Annotated in this window: 17 protein-coding genes; 9 read left to right on the forward strand and 8 right to left on the reverse strand. The window is 61.6% G+C overall.

Features of this window, described 5'->3' with window-relative positions:
- Nucleotides 1-60: 60 nt before the first annotated feature.
- On the reverse strand, nt 61-1,296 hold the full coding sequence (gene serB, locus A3714_RS06555; RefSeq protein ID WP_063527110.1) for a phosphoserine phosphatase SerB: 1,236 nt from the start codon (nt 1,294-1,296) through the stop codon (nt 61-63).
- Nucleotides 1,297-1,545: 249 nt separating this feature from the next.
- Between serB and A3714_RS06560 the strand changes: the two genes are divergently transcribed.
- Nucleotides 1,546-2,739, forward strand: a complete 1,194-nt coding sequence (locus A3714_RS06560; protein WP_063525864.1) for a hypothetical protein — start codon at nt 1,546-1,548, stop codon at nt 2,737-2,739.
- On the opposite strand, the gene A3714_RS06565 is transcribed toward A3714_RS06560, so the two are convergent.
- Nucleotides 2,682-3,479, reverse strand: a complete 798-nt coding sequence (locus tag A3714_RS06565; protein ID WP_063508995.1) for a RimK family alpha-L-glutamate ligase — start codon at nt 3,477-3,479, stop codon at nt 2,682-2,684. The two genes, A3714_RS06560 and A3714_RS06565, sit on opposite strands and share 58 nt — an antisense overlap.
- A gap of 137 nt (nt 3,480-3,616) precedes the next feature.
- Here A3714_RS06565 and A3714_RS06570 point away from each other — a divergent pair, with 137 nt between their 5' ends.
- The gene (locus A3714_RS06570; protein WP_231866177.1) at nt 3,617-4,384 is read left to right on the forward strand and encodes an enoyl-CoA hydratase-related protein; all 768 of its coding nucleotides are present in this window, start codon (nt 3,617-3,619) and stop codon (nt 4,382-4,384) included.
- A 187-nt stretch (nt 4,385-4,571) separates the two neighbouring features.
- On the opposite strand, the gene A3714_RS06575 is transcribed toward A3714_RS06570, so the two are convergent.
- Both A3714_RS06575 and A3714_RS06580 read right to left on the reverse strand, forming a co-directional pair.
- A complete protein-coding gene (locus A3714_RS06575; RefSeq protein ID WP_062817114.1) occupies nt 4,572-5,033 on the reverse strand; it encodes a flavodoxin family protein in 462 nt (153 codons plus the stop codon).
- Between the two features lie 311 nt (nt 5,034-5,344).
- Entirely contained in the window at nt 5,345-5,839 is a 495-nt protein-coding gene (locus tag A3714_RS06580) for an Lrp/AsnC family transcriptional regulator (protein WP_062817113.1), read from the reverse strand.
- Nucleotides 5,840-6,140: 301 nt separating this feature from the next.
- Between A3714_RS06580 and A3714_RS06585 the strand changes: the two genes are divergently transcribed.
- Nucleotides 6,141-7,820 (forward strand): 2-isopropylmalate synthase, encoded by a 1,680-nt coding sequence (locus A3714_RS06585; RefSeq protein WP_063509269.1) that lies wholly within the window; start codon nt 6,141-6,143, stop codon nt 7,818-7,820.
- A gap of 171 nt (nt 7,821-7,991) precedes the next feature.
- Here A3714_RS06585 and A3714_RS06590 read toward each other — a convergent pair whose 3' ends face one another.
- From A3714_RS06590 to mtgA, 3 genes are read right to left on the reverse strand one after another with little or no spacing between them, the layout of a single operon-like run.
- Entirely contained in the window at nt 7,992-8,681 is a 690-nt protein-coding gene (locus A3714_RS06590) for a type 1 glutamine amidotransferase (protein ID WP_062817111.1), read from the reverse strand.
- Between the two features lie 30 nt (nt 8,682-8,711).
- Nucleotides 8,712-10,040 (reverse strand): META domain-containing protein, encoded by a 1,329-nt coding sequence (locus A3714_RS06595; protein ID WP_063509268.1) that lies wholly within the window; start codon nt 10,038-10,040, stop codon nt 8,712-8,714.
- Nucleotides 10,037-10,771, reverse strand: a complete 735-nt coding sequence (gene mtgA / locus A3714_RS06600) for a monofunctional biosynthetic peptidoglycan transglycosylase (RefSeq protein ID WP_063509267.1) — start codon at nt 10,769-10,771, stop codon at nt 10,037-10,039. The genes A3714_RS06595 and mtgA overlap by 4 nt, the downstream gene beginning before the upstream one ends.
- Nucleotides 10,772-10,970: 199 nt before the next feature.
- Between mtgA and A3714_RS06605 the strand changes: the two genes are divergently transcribed.
- Nucleotides 10,971-13,553 carry an EAL domain-containing protein gene (locus A3714_RS06605; RefSeq protein ID WP_063509266.1) on the forward strand — a complete coding sequence of 861 codons (2,583 nt, stop codon included), beginning with the start codon at nt 10,971-10,973 and terminating at the stop codon, nt 13,551-13,553.
- A 49-nt stretch (nt 13,554-13,602) separates the two neighbouring features.
- Here the strand turns inward: A3714_RS06605 and A3714_RS06610 are convergent, their stop codons facing one another.
- Entirely contained in the window at nt 13,603-13,911 is a 309-nt protein-coding gene (locus A3714_RS06610; RefSeq protein WP_063509265.1) for a hypothetical protein, read from the reverse strand.
- A 118-nt stretch (nt 13,912-14,029) separates the two neighbouring features.
- Between A3714_RS06610 and A3714_RS06615 the strand changes: the two genes are divergently transcribed.
- The 5 genes from A3714_RS06615 (at nt 14,030) to ahpC (ending at nt 19,322) form a co-directional block, all read left to right on the forward strand.
- Nucleotides 14,030-15,550, forward strand: coding sequence for a cryptochrome/photolyase family protein (locus A3714_RS06615; RefSeq protein ID WP_063509264.1), 1,521 nt, complete (start codon nt 14,030-14,032; stop codon nt 15,548-15,550).
- A complete protein-coding gene (locus tag A3714_RS17510) occupies nt 15,547-15,702 on the forward strand; it encodes a DUF2256 domain-containing protein (RefSeq protein ID WP_082844739.1) in 156 nt (51 codons plus the stop codon). Before A3714_RS06615 ends, A3714_RS17510 begins: the two co-directional genes overlap by 4 nt.
- Nucleotides 15,699-17,123 carry a DASH family cryptochrome gene (locus A3714_RS06620; RefSeq protein WP_197463381.1) on the forward strand — a complete coding sequence of 475 codons (1,425 nt, stop codon included), beginning with the start codon at nt 15,699-15,701 and terminating at the stop codon, nt 17,121-17,123. Before A3714_RS17510 ends, A3714_RS06620 begins: the two co-directional genes overlap by 4 nt.
- Entirely contained in the window at nt 17,120-18,625 is a 1,506-nt protein-coding gene (locus A3714_RS06625) for an FAD-binding domain-containing protein (RefSeq protein WP_063509263.1), read from the forward strand. The genes A3714_RS06620 and A3714_RS06625 overlap by 4 nt, the downstream gene beginning before the upstream one ends.
- A 133-nt stretch (nt 18,626-18,758) precedes the next feature.
- The gene (ahpC, locus tag A3714_RS06630) at nt 18,759-19,322 is read left to right on the forward strand and encodes an alkyl hydroperoxide reductase subunit C (RefSeq protein WP_062817103.1); all 564 of its coding nucleotides are present in this window, start codon (nt 18,759-18,761) and stop codon (nt 19,320-19,322) included.
- Nucleotides 19,323-19,371 lie beyond the last annotated feature (49 nt).

A 19,371-nucleotide genomic window follows, 5' to 3' on the forward strand; every position in this document is an offset into this window, starting at 1 on the left:
TCTTGCGTTTCAGGAAAGACAGACCAAAACCGCGAATTATTAATTATTCATTATTAACTATTAATTGCTCTTAAGCAGCTCCGCCTGGTCCTTGTCCCTGACCCCGATCAGATAGAGAATCCCGTCCAGGCCCAGGGTCGAGATGGCCTGTTCGGCGTTTTGTTTTACCAGGGGTTTGGCGCGGAAGGCGATGCCCAGGCCGGCTTCGCCGAGCATGGGCAGGTCGTTGGCGCCGTCGCCCACGGCGATCACCTGTTCCAGGCTGATGCCTTCCTGGGTGGCGATCTGCTTGAGCAGGTCGGCTTTGCGCTGGCCATTGACGATCTGGCCGACCACCCGGCCAGTGACCTGGCCGTTCTCGATTTCCAGCTCGTTGGCGTAGACATAGTCGATGCCCAGCAACTGTTGCAGCCATTGCCCGAACCAGGTGAAACCGCCGGACAGGATGGCCGTGCGGTAGCCCAGGGCGCGCAGGGTGCTGATCAGCCGTTGCGCCCCTTCGGTGAGCTGGATGCGTTCGCGTACCCGCTCCAGGGCGCCTTCATCCAGCCCCTTGAGCAGGGCCACCCGGGCCTTGAAGCTCTCATTGAAATCCAGTTCGCCGCGCATGGCGCGCTCGGTGATTTCCGCCACTTCTTCGCCCACCCCGGCCTCCATGGCCAGCTCGTCGATCACTTCGGAACGGATCAGGGTGGAATCCATATCAAACACCACCAGACGCCGGTTGCGGCGGAAGGCGCTGTCCCGCTGGAAGGCGATGTCCAGGTTGCGTTCGTTGGCAATGTTGAGGAAGGCTGCACGCATGGCTTCGCCGTCCTTCGGTTCTCCGCGCACGGATATCTCGATACAGGCGCGGCTGTCCTCGTTGAGGGATTCTCCCTCCAGATGCACCCGGCCGGAGAGGCGGGCGATGCTGTCGATGTTGAGGCCGTTGTCTGCCACCGTGGCGGTCACGTCGGACAGTTGCTCAGCGGTAATCTTGCGCGCCAACAGGGTGATAATGTGCCGGTCCTTGCCCTGGCCGGCCACCCATTCTTCATAGCGGTCCTCATCGATGGGACGGAAGCGCACATTGATGTTCAGCTTGTGGGCTTCAAATAACAGATCCTTGAGCACCGCTGAGGATTCCGCGTCCGGAGGAGTTTCCACCAGGATACCCAGCGACAGGGTGTCGTGGATCACGGCCTGGCCGATATCCAGGATATTGAGCCGATAACGGGCCAGAATCCGGGTGAAAGCGGCGGTCAGACCGGGGCGGTCACTGCCGGATACCTGAATCAGAATGATCTCGCGCACGCATGGGCTCCCGGGGGCAAGTCTGGACAAGCGGAGCGCGGAAGCTGTGGCTCCCGCGAAAACCGCGTAAGGGTAGCAGAAATGGTACCGCATGCGGCAGTGTCTTGGGGGATCAGGAATTGGCGATGTTTTACATTGCCAATCGTCCGCTGATGCACCATCGCTGCTAAGGTTCGCCGATTCGGTCAACGCCCTGTTGGTTTGTCACGCTATACTGCGCGCGAGCGCAATACTACGGAATGCAACTCTATGACCCTGTGGGAACAATGGCGGCCATGGATTCGGCAACAGCGCAGCCTGCTGCGCGAGCTGATCCTGATGCTGCTGGCCATGCTGGTGGTCGGTGTCTATTTTCTTGAGCACTTCTCCGCGCGTCTGGAGCAGGAGCGCAAGATACAGCTGCAGGCGCTGGCCGAGCAGACCGCCCGCCGGGCGGCCGAGGCCCTGGCCAGCGACGATTCCATCAGCATTAACCTGATCGGCCGGGAAACCGTGCAGCTGGCCCCGGTGGCCGGTGTGCGCTTTCAGGATGCGGCCGATATCCAGGTGGGTCTGACCGGGGTGTCTCGTTCCGATCTGGTTATCTCGGTGCCGGTGGCGCTGCCCGATGGTGAGCTCGCAGGCACGCTGACCTTGCTGGGGGATACCAGTGCCCTGCCGCGCCAGCGCCTGGAGGCCGGATTTGTGCTGGCGGTATTGTGTCTGTTGCTGTTGCGAGTGGCGGCAGCGCTGATCCAGCAACGCCTGGTGCCAGCGCCGCCGGAACCTGCAGAAGCGGCTCCGGCAGAGCCGCCGGCACCGTCTCCGCTGGCCACGCCGGCATCAAGACAGGCACTGACCGAGCCCCTGCCGGAAGGGGCTGAGCCGCTGGCCCAGCTGCGCCTGAGCATCGTCAATTTCGAACACATTCGTCAGCGATATACCCAGGCGGCCATGGTCGAGGTGCTGGCGGATTATCAGCGGATTCTCGACAAGGTGGCAGGTATCTACGGTGGCCGGGTTGGCCAGAAGGTGGGGGACCAGGCCGGGCTGTTTTTCTACCAGGAGCCGGCGTCTCGTTGTGCCTTTTCGGCACTCTGTGCCGGTCTTCTGTTTCTGCGGGTGGTGCGCCTGCTGGCCCCGTTGCGCAAGCAGCAGGGCAAGCCGGCACTGGAGTTCAAGGCGCTGGTGACCACTGATGGAGACCAGCAGGAAGCCTGGTCCCTGTGTGTGGCCGGGGTGCCTGGTCGGCTCAATGTCCCGGAAGGGCAGTTGGCCGCCACCGAGCTGGATGTGAAAGCCCTGTATCAACCCGAGAAGGCCCAGGTGGTCACCGCCGGTGACCACAAGGTGCGATTACAGCCGGTGGAACAGCTGGCCCACCGCTACCAGAACCTGCTTCGGACTCAGGCGGAGACCTTGTTGTCCGAAGAGGGCGGCGAAGACGGATCCCCCAGCAGGTAGTGGCTCATGGCACGCTGCACCCGCTGGTTGAGATCCGGGATACCGGTATTGCCGAACAGGCGATTGAATTCCAGGATGTAGGGGTGGCCATCCACCATGGCCACGTCGAACCCGGCATGGTTGATGCCCAGATAGCGAGCCATGCCTTCCACCAGTGAAATCGCATTGTCCGGCACTGTCAGGTCGGTGCGTACACGCCCTCCCTGGCTCACGTTATTCAGGAAGCCCACTCCCTCACGCCAGTAGCTGGCCACCACTTGTTCGCCGACCACCACCACACGAAGGTCGCGTACGATCGGTAGCAGCTTCTGGATATACAGCACGGATTCTCGCTCAGCGTAGTCCAGTAGTTGCTGACGGTTCTCGATGAGATAGACCCCCATGCCCTGGCTGGACCGGACCGACTTGGCCACAAACGGAAAACGCCACTGGTCCAGGACCTGGGCAATGCCGTACTTGTCGGATGCCAGAATCAGCGTCTCCGGCACATGCTCCGGGCAGGCAGTCTGCAGGGCGCGGGTCATCTCCACCTTGTCATGACCGAGGTGGTAGCTACTCAGGCTGGGGAAGATCGGCCGCTTGAGCACGTAATGCAGGCTGTTGATCTGCCAGTAGCCAGGGAACAGCAACCAGTCCGCTTCCGCCAAGGCGTCGCGATGCTGGTTCATGTGTTCCGGCTTGATATACCGCACGCCGGGCAGACCCAGGGTGCGGAAAGGATCGAAAGTGATCAGTTTCACGGAGACGATCTCAGAAGAGGTGCGCTTTTTTAAGGTGCTTTGACCAGCCGGTCAATACCCTTTGTCGGGATTCGTCCTTGGCATGGACGGTGCGGGCGGCTAGCCTTGCCCGACAAATAATGATTGGGAGAGCTGTCGTGATCTTGCCGACACTGGAAAGTGATCTGATTCTGGTGACTCACACCGAATCGGTGATGGAAATTACCCTGAACCGCCCGGACAAACTGAACGCCCTCACCGGCGCCATGTACCGGGATCTGATTGCCCTGCTGAACGTGGCAGAGGAAAGCGACGATATCCGCGTGGTGCTGTTTGCCGCCGAAGGCAAATCCTTCAGCGCCGGTAACGACCTGGTGGACTTCCTCAATGCCAAGCCCGGTGAAGTGGGCGAGGCAGCCAATTTCATCAAGGCCATCTATGCCTTCCCGAAAGTGGTGATGGCCGCTGTGCAGGGTAATGCGGTGGGGGTCGGCACCACCATGTTGCTGCACATGGATATGGTGGTGGCATCCGAAGATGCCAAGTTTATTACGCCCTTTGCGGATCTTGGCGCGGTGCCGGAAGCCGGTTCTGCCAAGCTGTTGCCGGATTGGCTGGGCTACCAGCGGGCTGCCCGCATGTTGCTACTGGGCGAGCCCATGCTGGCACAGGAAGCCTTCGAGGCCGGCCTGATCGCCAAGGTCGTGAGCCGTGACGAACTGCAAGCCACCGCTCGCGGCTGGGCGGCCACCTTGGCAAAGAAACCGCCCCGGGCCCTGCGAGAGAGCAAGCGCCTGATGCGCCAGGCGATCAGCAAGCCGTTGCAGGATGTGCTGGAGGAAGATCTGGCGCTGTTTGGCGAGATGCTGCAGGGGGATGAGGCCAAGGCAGTGTTGGCGGCCATGGTGAACAAGAGCAAAGGGTAAAAAGCAGTTACAAGTTGAAAGTTTAAAGTTGAAACGCGGATTGGCGTGGCAGGGAGTTTGTCCTCCGTGCCCGCGATTCCGGGGCTGGCCGACAAGGACGGGGCGGCTTTTCGCTTGCTTTGGGCGCGGGCCGGGCCGTTGAGTTACCAATGATCCTGCCTGCGCTTTTCAACTTTGAACTTTGAACTCAAAAAATTCCCGCATCCAGCCCTGCCGCCAGATACATCCCCAACTCTTCCGCTTGTTGCTCGAAATCATCCTGCCAGTCACCGCGCAGCACCATCGGGTCCTGCACCCAGTTCCAGCGCAGGCCGGTAACGATGCTTTCCACCGCCCGGCGAGTGCCGGTGCCGTCCTGGCCGGCGCGGATATAGAGGGCGCAGGGCAGGCCCTGCTTTTCTTCCAGAACCGGATAGTAGCTGCGGTCGAAAAAATCCTTCAGGGCGCCACTCATGTAGCCCAGGTTTTCGGTGGTGCCGAGCAGGATGGCATCACAGGCCATCACATCCTCGGGCCCTGCTTCCAGCGGTGCCTTTACGGTCACGGACACGTTCTCGATATCCTCATGACCAGCGCCTCGGGCGGCAGCGTCACGGAGCTTCAGCGTGTTCGGTGAGGGGGCGTGGGCGACGATCAGCAGGTTTTTCATGGTCTCGCAATTCAACGCGGTCGATGATGCCAGCATATCAGTTTGGGCCGGGCTATCTGTAGGCGCGTCGCTTGACGCATGACAACGGCCTGGCCACGAAGCAACGGTAGGAGCACCTCTCTCTGTGCTCTGCGAGTATGAGGTGCGAATCCGAGCCTTGGCGAAGGAGGCGGTATGTCGATGGCAATTCATTCTTGGGCGTGCTGCCGTTTCATGCTGGTTCTTTGCATCACGTCTTGTTCGCACCTCATACTCGCAGAGCACAGAGAGAGGTGCTACTACAAGGGAACCATGGTTTGCGAGTGCGAGAGCTACGTTTCAACATAATTCAACGGCAACGCCGCCGTATCCACCACCCGCCGCATGACAAAGCTGGAATGCACACCACTGACCCCTTCGATGCGGGTGATCTTGTTGAGCAGGAAATGCTGGTAGCCATCAATATCCGGCACCACCACTTTCAGTAGATAGTCGGCCTCCTGGCCGGTGACCAGGTAGCACTGCTGCACTTCCGGGTAACTGGCGACCTTTTCCTCAAAATTCGCAAAGCGTTCCGGGGTATGGCGGTCCATGCTGATCTGGATGATCACGGTCAGGTCCAAGCCCAGTTTGCGTGCGTCCAGCACGGTCTCTCTCTTGAGAATAATGCCAGCAGCTTCCAGCTTCTGTACCCGCCGGGAACAGGGGGAAGGGGACAGCCCCACGGTTTCCGCCAGCTGCTGGTTGGTCAGCCCGCCGTTGTGCTGCAGCGCTTCCAGGATGCGCAGGTCGGTGCGGTCCAGTTTTGCCAATGCCTGCTTGCTCATGATTATATCCGTCCTGTTTTGCATTTTTTGCGCAATATAATTGCCAATAAAGCCGATTATGGGTGAAAAAAGCAAGCACATTGCCGGTTTGCTGCCGTAAAGTATCTCTCGTGGGGCGATGATGCGAACCGTCAAAAGCGGGCCGCCACTCTTCGCTGCCATCCGTGCCTACCGGCGCGCTGATCGATACCCGAGATCACAGACAACGAGTTGTTAGTTCAATCCTGCCGACACCCTTCGGATTGGATTAGGAGTTCACCCGGGGGGCAGGCCATGCCCCTTTTTCGTTTGAGGATTCGACATGAGCTTTGATCATCGCAAATACCAGCCCTTTCCGGTCATCGACAAACCCGACCGTCGCTGGCCCAGTCAGCGTATCGAGAAAGCGCCGCTGTGGGCGGCGGTGGATCTGCGTGATGGCAACCAGGCGCTGATCAAGCCCATGTCCGTGGCGCAGAAGCGCCGCTTCTTCCAGATGCTGGTGGAGCTGGGTTTCAAGGAAATCGAGGTGGGCTTCCCCTCGGCCAGCCAGATTGATTTTGATTTTTGCCGGGCCCTGATTGAGGAAGACCTGGTGCCGGATGACGTGCACATTCAGGTGCTCACCCAGGCCCGGGAAGAATTGATTGCCCGTACCTTTGAGTCACTCAAGGGCGCAAAAAATGCCATCGTGCATATCTACAATGCCACCTCGCCCACCTTCCGCGAGCAGGTGTTCAATGTGGACAAGGCCGGCTGCAAGGCCATTGCCGAGCGCGCTGCCGGCTGGGTGAAAGCCTGTGCCGAGAAGCAGCCGGAAACCCACTGGAGCTTCCAGTATTCCCCGGAAACCTTCAGTGCCACGGAAACCGATTTCGCCATCGAAGTGATCGATGCGGTGAATGCGGTATGGCGCCCGGACCAGGGTCAGCGGGTGATCATCAACTTGCCGGCCACGGTGGAGGTGAGCACGCCCAATGTGTTTGCCGACCAGGTAGAGCTTATACATGAGAACATTCAGCATCGTGAGCACGTGATCATCAGCGTGCATACCCACGATGACCGAGGCTGTGGTGTGGCGGCGGCGGAAATGGCTGTCATGGCCGGTGCGGATCGAGTGGAAGGCACCTTGCTGGGCAACGGCGAACGGACCGGCAACATGGATCTGGTCACCGCCGGGATGAACCTGTATAGCCAGGGCATCGATCCGCAAATCGACTTTTCGCGGATGAAGGAGATTGTTGCCCTGGTGGAGGAGATCACGGATATCCAGACCCACCCGCGCCATCCCTATGCGGGCGATCTGGTCTTCAGCGCTTTCTCCGGCAGTCATCAGGATGCTATCCGCAAGTGCCTGGCCCGCTACCAGGAAGGCGATATCTGGCAGGTGGCCTATCTGCCCATCGACCCGGCGGATGTGGGCCGTCGCTACGAGGAAGTGGTGCGGATCAATTCCCAGTCCGGCAAGGGCGGTGTCGCCCACGTGCTGGAGCGGGATTTCGGTATCGACCTGCCGCGCTGGTTGCAGCAGGAACTGGCCGGGGTGGTGCAGAAAGATGCGGAGGAAGACGGGGGCGAGATCACCAGCGAGCGGGTACATCGTCGCTTCAACAGTGATTACCTGAACGTGCCCATGGGGTGGATGTTGCGCTCCTATGACCTGAACCGCAGCAACGACCAGGTGCAGGCCCAGATCAGCATTGGCGATGCCAGCCAGCCGGTGACCCTGTTGTCCGGCCGCGGAGATGGGGCCATGTCGGCATTGGTGGATGCGCTCAACCGGCGTATCGGTGGCGAGGTGAAGGTAGTGTCCTTCGATGAGTATTCATTGGGTGACAACACCGAAGCCAACGCCATGGCCTGTGTGCGGGTGCAGGTGGGGGACACGGTGCAGAGTGCCGTGGCCACCGCGGCGGATACCACTGCGGCTGCCTTGCAGGCGATCCTGTCGGCTGTGGGCAGGGTGCAGGAAGGCAGTGAACAGTTACTGGTGAATAGTTAACAGCGGCGCGGGCTCGCGTCGAGTGAGCTGAAAGCGAAGAGGGCGCGCTCCGGGTTGGGGTGCGGCTTCCAATGCCGGTGGAGCCTTGCTTGCAAGGCGAATGGTGCCAACCTGTGGCGTTCGCCTTGCAAGCAAGGCTTCAACGGTGGGCGGTTAGTGAGACTTGGCGGCCTAGCCCAGAAAGGCGTTCAACACCCGCCCCAGCAACTGTCGGGCATCCTCAAACCGTTGTCCGTCCGCCAGCATGCTGGCGCGGGGTTCCACCCAGGGGCCGTCGGCCAGATCCTCCGGGCAGGCATCGCACAGGGCGGCGGCATTGTCGGTCTGCAGCTCCAGGTGAAACTGCAAGCCCAGCACGTTATCCCCGTAACGAAATGCCTGATTGGCGCAGCCTTTGCTTTCCAGCAGGTGTACGGCGCCGTCAGGAATGGCAAAGGTGTCGCCGTGCCAGTGCAGCACCGGCGGGGCACCGGCAAACAGTTTGCCGATGCTGTCAGACTGGCCGGCGCTGGTGGGGTAGACCGGAAACCAGCCGATTTCCTTGTCCGGGTTGGCGGTTACCGGGGCGCCCAGCACGCGCGCTATCAGTTGCGCGCCCAGACAGATTCCCAGCACTTTCTTGCCCGCGGCGATGCTGTGGCGGATCAGGGCCTTTTCCGGCGCCATCCAGGTATGGTCGCAATCATCATCCGCTCCCATGGGGCCGCCCATGACGACCAGTGCGTCAAACTCGCTGATGTCAGGGAGTGGGTCACCCTGAAACAGCAGTGACCGGCTGATACTGACGTCACGCTCCCGGAACCAGGTTTCCATGGCGCCCAGTTGCTCGAAAGGCACATGGGACAGGTAATGGACACGCATGATCGTTCCCTCCGACACGCCAGCGGGCGGTTACAGTGCGATGGCCTGGAACCCGGCCAGGGGCTGGTTGTTGGCATCGAACAGGGTGAGCAACTCGCCGTCGATACGGAACTGGCGGGAGGCTTTCAGGGCCTGCAGGAAGGCCTGCTCTCCCTCCATGTCAGGACACGCCTTGCGGGTGGTGGCAATGGCGCCGAAGGACAGGCTGTCGTCGTCGTGCTGGTAGCTCCCGTTGAGACCATTGCAGCCGGCATGGCCGCGGACCTTGCCTTCGCTGTCCAGGGTCAGATAGGGCGCTTGCTGCGAGGCCGGGTCCAGGATCTCGTTACCCAGAGCGCTGAGCTGCCAGCGGGTGTTGATCAGATCTGCGCCGGGCAGGCGGCAGTTGTCATTGCGGCTTTCCAGGGAAAAGCTTTCCACAATGATGCCATTCTGGGTGCTGTCTTCCTGTTCGCCGGGCACCTTGCGTAGCAGGCCGCTGACAGTGACCACGCGGGGTTGCAGGGGGTAGTTGCGGGCAGCCCGGTAGGCGTCGATCAGGTCCTCGCGTTGGGGGCCAGCCAGCTGCAGGCGGCGATCGGTATTGCAGAGCATCAGGCTGGTGGTGCCGTACTGGTATACCAGAGCGCCGCGCAGGGTTTCGCTGGCGGTCATCACCGCACTGAGCGGCAGGGTGATATCCGCAAACTGGTTCTGGTTAACGGTCAGGGGGGTGGGCTCCGACTGGAAGAACAGGCCGCCATCGGAGAGGATCTGACTGCTCACCTGATAGGTGTTGTTCGCGTTCACTGCGGTGGCCGGGTAATAGAGGCGAAAAGGCACGCTGTCTGCGTCGCTGGTAAGGGGCATCAGCCGACGGATCACGGTGTTGTTGTCGCTGGAGAGCAGGGACACGGTCAGCACGGCCTTGTCGGGGAGCTCGCTCTCCACAGGCAGTTCCACCTTGCCACTCAGGTGGCCCACAGCGTTGTTGGCCCGTTGGTAGTCACCGCTGAACAGGGGGAGGGCATCGGGATCCTGCTCTTCGCTGGAAGGAGTGGATGAGGTCAGGCTGAGAGTATTCTGTTGCTGTTCGCCGCTGGCACTCTGGGTCTCTACGGCCAGTCGACTGTTATCCAGATAGCGGAAGGTGAAGGTGCCATCGTTGTTTTCCCAGGTCAGGCCCTGGCGTTGCTCGTCGGCGGGAAGATAAAAGTCACCGTTTTCTTCCAGCACCAGTATCTGTTCACCGTTTTGCCAGGCCCCCACCAGCGGATTGCCGGTTTCCTGGGTGGCCGGCGGTGAGACCGGAGTGCTGTCGTTGTCGCTGCAAGCCAGCAGGGTCAGGCTGGTCAGACAAAGTACTGCAAACTGCTTCATTGCGAGGTTCCTTGGCGGTGTTCCGGGTCTGAGGCGGGGGGCAGTGGCAGATTGCCCGGGTCGGGAATGCGCACTATCGCCATTTGCTCCTGAATCCATTGGGCCCGTTGTTGGACGTAATCGGTGGGGCCCTTGAAATCGTAGTAGTTGGGGCGCGGCAGCATGGCTGCCAGTTGTGCTGCCTGGACCATGCTCAGGTCGGCGGCGCTGACCTGAAAATAATGTCGGGCAGCGGCTTCCGCTCCGTATATCTGGTGGCCCCACTGGGCCACATTCAGATAGAGCTCCAGAATGCGGCGTTTGCTCAGGCCCATTTCCAGCATCATGGCGATCAGGGCTTCCTGAACCTTGCGCACATAGCTGCGCTTGCCGGAGAGATACAGATTCTTGGCAAGCTGCTGGGTGATGGTGGAGCCGCCTGCCACCGGCTTGCCGGCTTCCAGATTGCGTTGCAGGGCGTAACGGATGCCCTGCCAGTCAAAGCCGCTGTGGCTGGTGAACTGGGCATCCTCGGAAATCAGTACCGAGCGCTTCAGGTAATCGCTGATCTGGTCGTAGTCCCGCCAGTATTGCTGTACCTGCCCCTGGGCCTTGGCCCGCTCCATATAGGCACTGCCTTGCGGGTTGTGGTGCTGCAGGCGCAGGACCTGTCCCAGATACCAGAGCTGGGACAGGGCAAAGGCCACGAACAGCAGGGCCAGGCATTGTAGGGCGCGGTAGCGGAGCGTCATGGTCTGCAAAGCCGGGTCGGCGATACTCCTTAGCGGGCCAGCAAGTAGCAAGCCGGACAAATGTTCGGGTCAGAGGCTCACTGATAGTCACCCAATTGTCGGTGAAAGTTCCGGCTTTGTCAGGTGATGCTGGCAAGTCCGTAGTGGCCAGTTCAAAAAGTGAGCAGGGGATAACAATAACCGACAACGGACGTGAACCATGCAGGCTTTGCTGATTGGGGCAGCCATGGGGGTGCTGGCCCTGGTGGCCATTTTATTCCGCCGCGAGCGGGCCGCCCGAACTGTGCTGGCGGCACGGGAAAAACGCTACCGTCTGACCATGGAGCATTCGGCCATTCCCATGGCGTTGATGGGGCCGGATGGCCGCTGGTTGGCGGTAAACCGGGCGCTTTGCCAGCTGAGCGGATATCGGGAGGAGGAACTGCTGCAGAGCTCTTTCCAGCAGTTGATCTATCCGGATGACCTGCAGAATGATCTGCAGCAACTGGGATCGTTGCTGTCCGGCCGGGTCGACAGCCTGCGGCTGGAAAAGCGCTATATCACCCGGACCGGTGAGCTGGTCTGGGTTCGCCTGTCTATTGCCGGAGTATCAGAGGACGGGCGTGTTCGCTATCTGATCGTTCAATGCGAGGATATCCAGGCCGCCAAAGAGGCGGAGCATGCCCTGGCTGAAAGCCGTCGTCAGCTGCAACTGGCTCTTTCCGCCGGCGGTGTGGGCATATGGCAGTACAACACCGTCACCGGCCGACTGGACTGGGATGAGCGCATCTACGAGATGTATGGCGTCAAACCCGGGCAGGAGGGGGATGGCACCCTGAAAATCTGGTACGACCGCATTCATCCGGATGATCTGGCCCTGCTGCGCCCCCGGCTGCAACAGGTGATGCAGGCCCCGGGCGAGCTGGACGGCGAATTTCGCATCCTCACCCCTGCCGGGGAAGAACGTTATATCCGCGCCCGGGCGGAAACCACCCTGATCGGCCCGGACAAAATCCCGCTGATGGTGGGCACCAACTGGGATGTGACCGCCGAACGGGCCATGCAACATTCCCTGGCCCATGAAAAGGAAAGCCTGCGGGTGACCCTGAATTCCATCGCCGATGGGGTCATTGCCACGGATCATGATGGGCGGATTACCTTCATGAACCCGGTGGCGGAATCGCTTACCGGCTGGCGGGAAAGGGAGGCGGAAGGGGCTCCCGTGGATACCGTGTTGCAGCTCACCGATGAAGAGGGGCGACCGACGCGGACCAACCCCATCGCCGTGGCCCTGCGCGGCGGTGACATGTGCTTTCTGCGCGAGGATTGCTTTCTGCTGAGCCGCGATGGCAGCCGCTATGAAATCCAGGACTCCGCGGCCCCGGTGAAAACCGGCGACGGCGAAGTGAAAGGCGCGGTGATGGTGTTCCGTGATGTGAGCGCCCGCCGGGCCATGCAGAAAAAGCTCCGTTACCACGCCACCCATGACGCCCTTACCGGCCTGACTAACCGGCGGGAATTCGAAAACACCCTGCAACAGACCCTGGATGAAGGGGGGGTGGAACAGAGCGTCCTGTGCTTTATCGATCTGGACCGCTTCAAGGTCGTCAACGACACCGCCGGCCATGTGGCCGGCGATGCCCTGTTGCGAGAGTGCGCCCGGGTGATTGGCCGGCAGATACGGGATGAGGATGTGGTGGCCCGGCTGGGGGGCGACGAGTTTGGCCTGCTGCTGCACAACTGCCCGGCAGACCGGGCGGTCCAGATTGCCGAACGCTTGATTGCCGCCCTGGGTGAGATCCGCTTTGCCTGGAAGGATTCTCTCTACGATATCGGTGCCAGCGTGGGGCTGGTGCAACTGGACGGCAACCTGATCAGCGTGGAAGAGGCCATGAGCCGGGCGGATGTGGCCTGCTATGCGGCCAAACACCGGGGTCGTAACCAGGTATCCGTGTACACCCCGGATGACAGTGAGGCCTCTCGCCGGCACCTGGAGCTGCAGATGGCCGCCGGGCTGCGCGAGTCCCTGGAGTCAGACCGTTTTCTGCTCTATGCCCAGGAAATCCGTCCCATCGGGGGCGAAACCGCTGCCTCTCATTATGAGATTCTCCTGCGCCTGCGCGATCGCAACGGCGACATTCTCAACCCGGGGGCCTTTATCCCGGCGGCAGAGCGTTACCAGATGATGACGCACATCGACCGTTGGGTGCTCACCCAGCTGCTGGTGACGCTCAGTGACGAGCTGGCTGCGCTGCCCAATTTGCATCTGGCGGTGAATCTGTCAGCCACTTCCCTGGATGACCCCACCTTTATCCCGTTTCTGGAGGAGCTACTCGACCGCAGCACGGTGGCGCCGGAGCGGCTGACCTTCGAGATCACCGAAACCACCGTGGTCAACCAGCTTTCCAGTGCCAGCGAATTACTGGCGCGGATTCGTGAGAAGGGCAGCAAGGTGGCCCTGGATGACTTTGGCAGTGGTTTCAGTTCCTTCAATTACCTCAAGCACTTCCAGGTGGATTTCATCAAGATCGACGGCAGTTTCGTCCGCAACCTGCTGTATTCCAGCGTTGACCGCACCATCGTTGAATCCATCAGCGAGGTGGCGCATCGGCTCGGGGTGAAAACCGTGGCGGAGTACGTGGAGGACATCGCCATGATTCCGGTGCTGCAGGAGGCGGGGGTGGATTTCGTGCAGGGCTACGCCATTGGCCGGCCCCAGCCCCTGTCTCTGTTGTTCGAGCAGCTTGAAGGGTTGTCCCTGTCGCGCCACCGGCAACTGCGGCTGGTCAATCGGGACGCCTGATACGGCGAAGAAGCCGTTGGCACCTTGTGAGCAAGGCGCCAGCAATCCTTTATGGCTTCTCGACCGGGGTGGGCGGTGTCAGGCGGTCATCCGGCTGCCACTTTTCCAGCTCCCGCGTCATGGAGGGCTGGGTGGTCTCTTTCTGCAGGTCCCGGGCCTGTTGCTTGAGCCGCCCGCCGGCATCATCGCCACTGCTGCTGCCGCCAAGCCGGGTCTGCGGCACACTGCTCAGGCCGTCATAATCTATCCCGTAGTGATAGTCCTCCTCATAAACATCATCACCACGGATGTAGTCGTAACCTTCGGCATGGACCATGCCGACCAGCAGACTGGCAGCCATCAATACGATTCGCACCATGGGTTTTCTCCCTGTCTGTCCTTACCGGGTGGGACAGATTGACCCGGGCCGGGTTCCTTCACCCGGCGGCCACTCCCATCACGGCATTCTTGAGCTTTCAGATGTTGCGGGAGAGGTCGTGAAAGTCGGAATCATTCTGGGTGACCAGCTCAGCCTGTCCCTGCCCACGTTGCAGGCGCTGGACAAAACCCGCGACCGGCTGGTGATGGCGGAGGTGCCCGCCGAGGCCACCTACGTGGGTCACCACAAGCAGAAGATTGCCTTTATCTTCAGTGCCATGCGCCACTTTGCCGCGGACCTGCGCGAGGCGGGCTGGCAACTGGACTACCTTGCCTATGGCGAGCATGACCACACCAGCCTGCTCGATGTGCTGGTGCCGGTCTGTGAATCCGCCGAAGAGCTGGTGGTGACCCACTGCGGCGAATACCGTTTGCAGCAGCAGATCGAGGTGCAGTGGCCCCGCCAGTTGCCCTGTCCGGTCACCTGCCTGCAGGACAGTCGGTTTCTCTGCTCGCCGGCGTTCTTCCAGCGCTGGGCCAGTGGCAAGAAACAGCTGCGCATGGAGTTTTTCTACCGGGAAATGCGTCGCCACACCGGCCTGCTCATGGAAGGGGATGAACCGGTGGGTGGCCAATGGAATTTCGATGCCAGCAACCGCAAGGCCTACAAGGGGGAGGTCCCCTTGCCCGTGGACCTTTCCTTCCCCCGCGATGCCATCGACAGGGAGGTGCTGGCGCTGGTGGAGCAGGCGTTTCCGGAACACCTCGGCAACCTGACGGATTTTCGCTGGGGCACCACCGCCGCCCAGGCGCAACAGGCGCTGGCGCACTTTATCCAACAGCGCCTGCCGCACTTCGGTGATTTCCAGGATGCCATGGTCACCGGGGAAGACACCCTGTTCCACAGCCTGCTGTCGCCGTATCTGAACATTGGCCTGCTGGACCCGCTGGCGGTCTGCCAGGCCGCCGAGCAGGCCTGGTGGGATGGCCTGGCGCCGCTCAATGCGGTGGAGGGGTTTATTCGCCAGATACTGGGCTGGCGGGAATATGTGCGGGGAATCTACTGGCTGCTGATGCCGGATTACGCCGCAGAAAACCGGCTCAACAATCAGCGTCCACTGCCCGGTTATTACTGGAGCGGCGACACGCGCATGCACTGCATGTCGGAATCACTGCGCAACACCCTGGACCATGCCTATGCCCATCACATCCAGAGGCTGATGGTCACCGGCAATTTTGCCCTGCTGCTGGGGGTGCTGCCGGAGGCCATTTGTCAGTGGTACCTGGAGGTGTATGCGGATGCCTACGACTGGGTGGAGTTGCCCAACACCCTGGGAATGGTGATGCATGCGGATGGCGGTTATCTGGGTAGCAAACCCTACGCAGCGTCCGGCAGTTACATCAATCGCATGTCCGACTATTGCAAGCACTGCCAGTACAACGTCAAGACCGCCAGCGAATCGGACAGCTGCCCGTTCAACTCCCTCTACTGGCATTTCATTCATCGTCATCGCGGCCAGTTCCAGCATAACCACCGCATGCGGATGATCTATCGCAACCTGGATCGCATGGATCCTGCCAAGGTGAACGCCATGCTGGATCGCGCAGAGCAGTTGCTGGCAGACCCGGAGGCTCTGTGAGCCGCGGCTGGAAGGGCAACAAGGCAGCGTTGCCGGAGAAAACCTGCCCGGTCTGCCAGCGACCTTTCAGTTGGCGTCGCAAATGGGCGCGGCACTGGGAGCAGGTAGTGTACTGCAGTGAACGCTGTCGCCGTGAGGGGAGGCCGCAATGATTACCGTGGTCTGGTTCCGGCAGGATTTACGCGTGACAGACCAGCCGCTGCTGCAGCGGGCGGCCAGCCTGTCGCAGCCGGTGCTGGGCCTGTACCTGTTGCCCGATCATTGGTTGCAAGCGGACGCGGACGGCATGGATCGGCTGGGGGCGGCCAAGTCCGCCTTTCTGCTGGAAAGCCTCGACGATTTGCAGGCGAGGCTGGCCCAATTGGGGGTGGCGCTGCAGTGTCTGCGGGCGGACCCGGTGACCCTGTTTGGCCACTGGCATGCCAGCCAGTCTTTGCAGGTGGTGACCGCGGTGGCCCAGGCCCCGGAAGAAGCCGCCATGATTGCCGCACTGCGACAGGCCGGCATCCGGGTTATCGAGGAAGAGACCCAGACCTTGCTTGCCGCCGAGGCCTTGCCCTGGGAGGGATCGTTCCCGGCCACCTTCAGCCGTTTCCGGCGCAAGGTGGAGACCCGGGACGGCGTGCCGGTCACGGCCCCGGACGGCCCTGCGCCATCTCTTCGTGCCGCCCAACCCCTGCCGCCTCCAGCCTTCGCCGAACCGGCCCGCGAACGATTGGCGTTACGCTGCCGGCATTGGCAGCGAAACTCCCGGGACTACTTTTCCCTGAGCGGGGGAGAGCAGGCTGGTCTGCAGTGGCTGGAACATTATCTGTTTGAAACCCGCAGCGTGGACCACTACAAGCAGACCCGGAATCAACTGATCGGCGAACATTACTCCAGCCGTCTGAGCGCCTACCTGGCCTGGGGCAATGTGTCAGTGAGGCGGGTCTGGCAGCGCATTCTCGACTATGAGGCCGTTCAGGGTGCCAACCCGGGCAGTGAATGGCTGCGGGTGGAATTGCTGTGGCGGGAGTTTTACCACTGGTCCCTGCGCGAGCATGGCGCGCGGGTGTTTCACTATGCCGGTCTCAATGACGAGGGACCGGGACAGCCAGAACCGGCATCGCTATTGGCCCGGGAATACTGGCAGCGTTGGTGTCAGGCCGAGACCGGGCTGCCCTTTATCGATGCCAACCTGCGCGAACTGATGGCCACAGGCTATGCCTCCAACCGGGGGCGGCAGAACCTGGCCAGCTTCTGGGTGAACGATATGGGGCTGGATTGGCGTCGGGGCGCCCGCTGGTTTCAGCATTACCTGGTGGACGATGATGTGGCTTCCAACTGGGGCAACTGGGCCTACATCGCCGGCGTGGGGCACGACGCCCGTGGCGGTCGACGTTTCAGCCCCACTCGCCAGTGCCAGCAGTACGATCCCCGGGGCGAGCATCTGCATTACTGGTTGCCCGCCCTGCGGGGACTCTCTGCGCGTCAGTGTTTGTCACTGCATTTCACCTTTGGCCAGGCGGATCCGCTGCCCGATTACCCGGCGGCCATGCTGCCGCTCCCCGCTGCGGACCGGAAACTGGCATGACGGTGCAAGTGGTCTGGTTCAAGCGCGACCTGCGCGCACACGATCACGGCCCGCTGGCCCGAGCCTGCCGGGAAGGCCCGGTGTTGCCGCTGTATATCCTGGAGCCCGCGTACTGGCAGCAGCCGGACACCAGCCTGCGGCAATGGCGTTTTGTGGCGGAAAGCCTGCGGGATCTGCGCGGGCAACTGGCCCGGCTGGGGTTGCCGCTGTGGGTGGTGGAAGGGGAGGCCGTCTCCGTGCTGGCGGGTCTGCAACACCGGCTTGGTGACATGGTGCTGCACAGTCATGAGGAATACGGCGGCGCCTGGACCTACGCCCGCGACCGGGCCGTGAAGCAGTGGTGTCGGGAGCAGCGGGTGCCCTGGCATGAGGAGGCGCCTTTTGGCGTCCAGCGCCCCTGTCTGGACCGGGATCACTGGGGCGCCCACTGGCAGCAATTCATGACCCGTCCCCTGGCCACGCTGCCGTCCCGTATCCAGGCGGCAGCCTCCGCCGATCCCTGGCCGGATTTGCGCACCGCCCGAGGTGCAGACCGTTCCGACTGCCCGGGGCGTCAGCATGGTGGCACCGATACGGCGGAACCGGTCTGGCAGAGTTTTCTGGAGCGGCGGGCACGGGGTTATCGCGGTGGCATCAGTGCCCCGCAGAAAGCGGAGCACTGCGGCGCGCGTATCAGCCCCTATCTGGCCTGGGGCTGTCTGAGCCTGCGCCGGGTGGTGCAGGAGACCTGGGAAGCGCTGGAGCAGGAGGAGGATCCGGCCCTGCGAGCCGGTCTGTCCGCCTTCGAGTCACGCCTGTGGTGGCACTGCCACTTTATCCAGAAACTGGAAGACCAGGTGTCCATGGAGACCTGCAGCGTGCACCCGCTGTTGCGCAACCTGCGCGATGAACCGGGCAACCCGCAGTGGTTGGCGGCCTGGCAGAGCGGCCATACCGGCTGGCCGCTGGTGGATGCGGCCATGCGTTATCTGCACCACCATGGCTGGATCAACTTCCGCATGCGCGCCATGCTGGTGTCCATGGCCTGTTACCCGCTCTGGCTGCACTGGCGGCAACCGGCGTTGCATCTGGCGCGCCTGTTTGTGGATTACGAGCCGGGCATCCATTTTCCCCAGGTACAGATGCAGGCCGGTGTCACCGGCATCAATGCGCTACGCATGTACAACCCCACCTTGCAGGCCCGCAAACTGGACCCGGAGGGCACCTTTATTCGCCGTTGGGTGCCGGAGCTTGGCAAGGTCTCGTCCACCTGGATTCATCAGCCCTGGCAGATGGGGCCGCGCCAGCAACGGGACGCCGGCGTGGTGATCGGGCAGGATTACCCGGCACCGCTGGTGTGTTTCGACACGGCCGTGCGCGAGGCCCGTCAACGACTGGCCCAGGCCCGACAGCAGGCCGGTTTCCGGGACGAGAGCCGGGCCGTCAATCAACGCCATGGCAGCCGCCGGCGTCGCCCTCGCCGCGGCCGCAAGGCGGATGATTCCCAGCTGTCCCTGTTCTGAGGAGGTACTGGTAGTTCGTTAGATATTCCCTATCGCCATGATAAGAAGTTTCAAATTTAACTATCAGGGCAGATTCCCCATTCTATTGCTCGTCGAAACGAATCGATAAGCCAACCTAGGGAGTCTTAACCACATGGCACTGATCAACAGCGAAATCCAACCGTTCAACGCCACCGCCTTCAAGCAGGGCGAGTTTGTCGACATCTCCGAAGCGGATGTGAAAGGCAAGTGGGCCATCTTTTTCTTCTATCCCGCCGACTTTACCTTTGTGTGCCCCACCGAACTGGGGGATGTGGCTGACAAATATGACGAGCTGCAGAAGCTGGGCGTGGAAGTGTTCTCCGTCTCCACCGATACCCACTTCACCCACAAGGCCTGGCACGACACCTCCGAGACCATCGGCAAGATCAACTACTACATGGTCGGCGACCAGACCGGCACCATCACCAACAATTTCGGTGTGATGCGTGAAGGTCAGGGCCTGGCAGATCGTGCCACCTTCCTGATCGATCCGGATGGCGTGATCCAGGCCATGGAAATCACCGCCGAAGGCATCGGCCGTGACGCCGACGACCTGATGCGCAAGGTGAAAGCCGCCCAATACGTTCGCAACCACCCCGGTGAAGTGTGCCCGGCCAAGTGGAAAGAAGGCGAACAGACCCTGGCGCCTTCCCTGGACCTGGTCGGCAAGATCTAAACCAGTCCGTTGCCTCCCTGTCCTTCTCCCTCACCGGGAGAAGGGTTGG

It is taken from the genome of Alcanivorax sp. HI0007, from assembly GCF_001635525.1.
In the GTDB taxonomy this organism is placed as follows: Bacteria; Pseudomonadota; Gammaproteobacteria; order Pseudomonadales; family Alcanivoracaceae; genus Alcanivorax.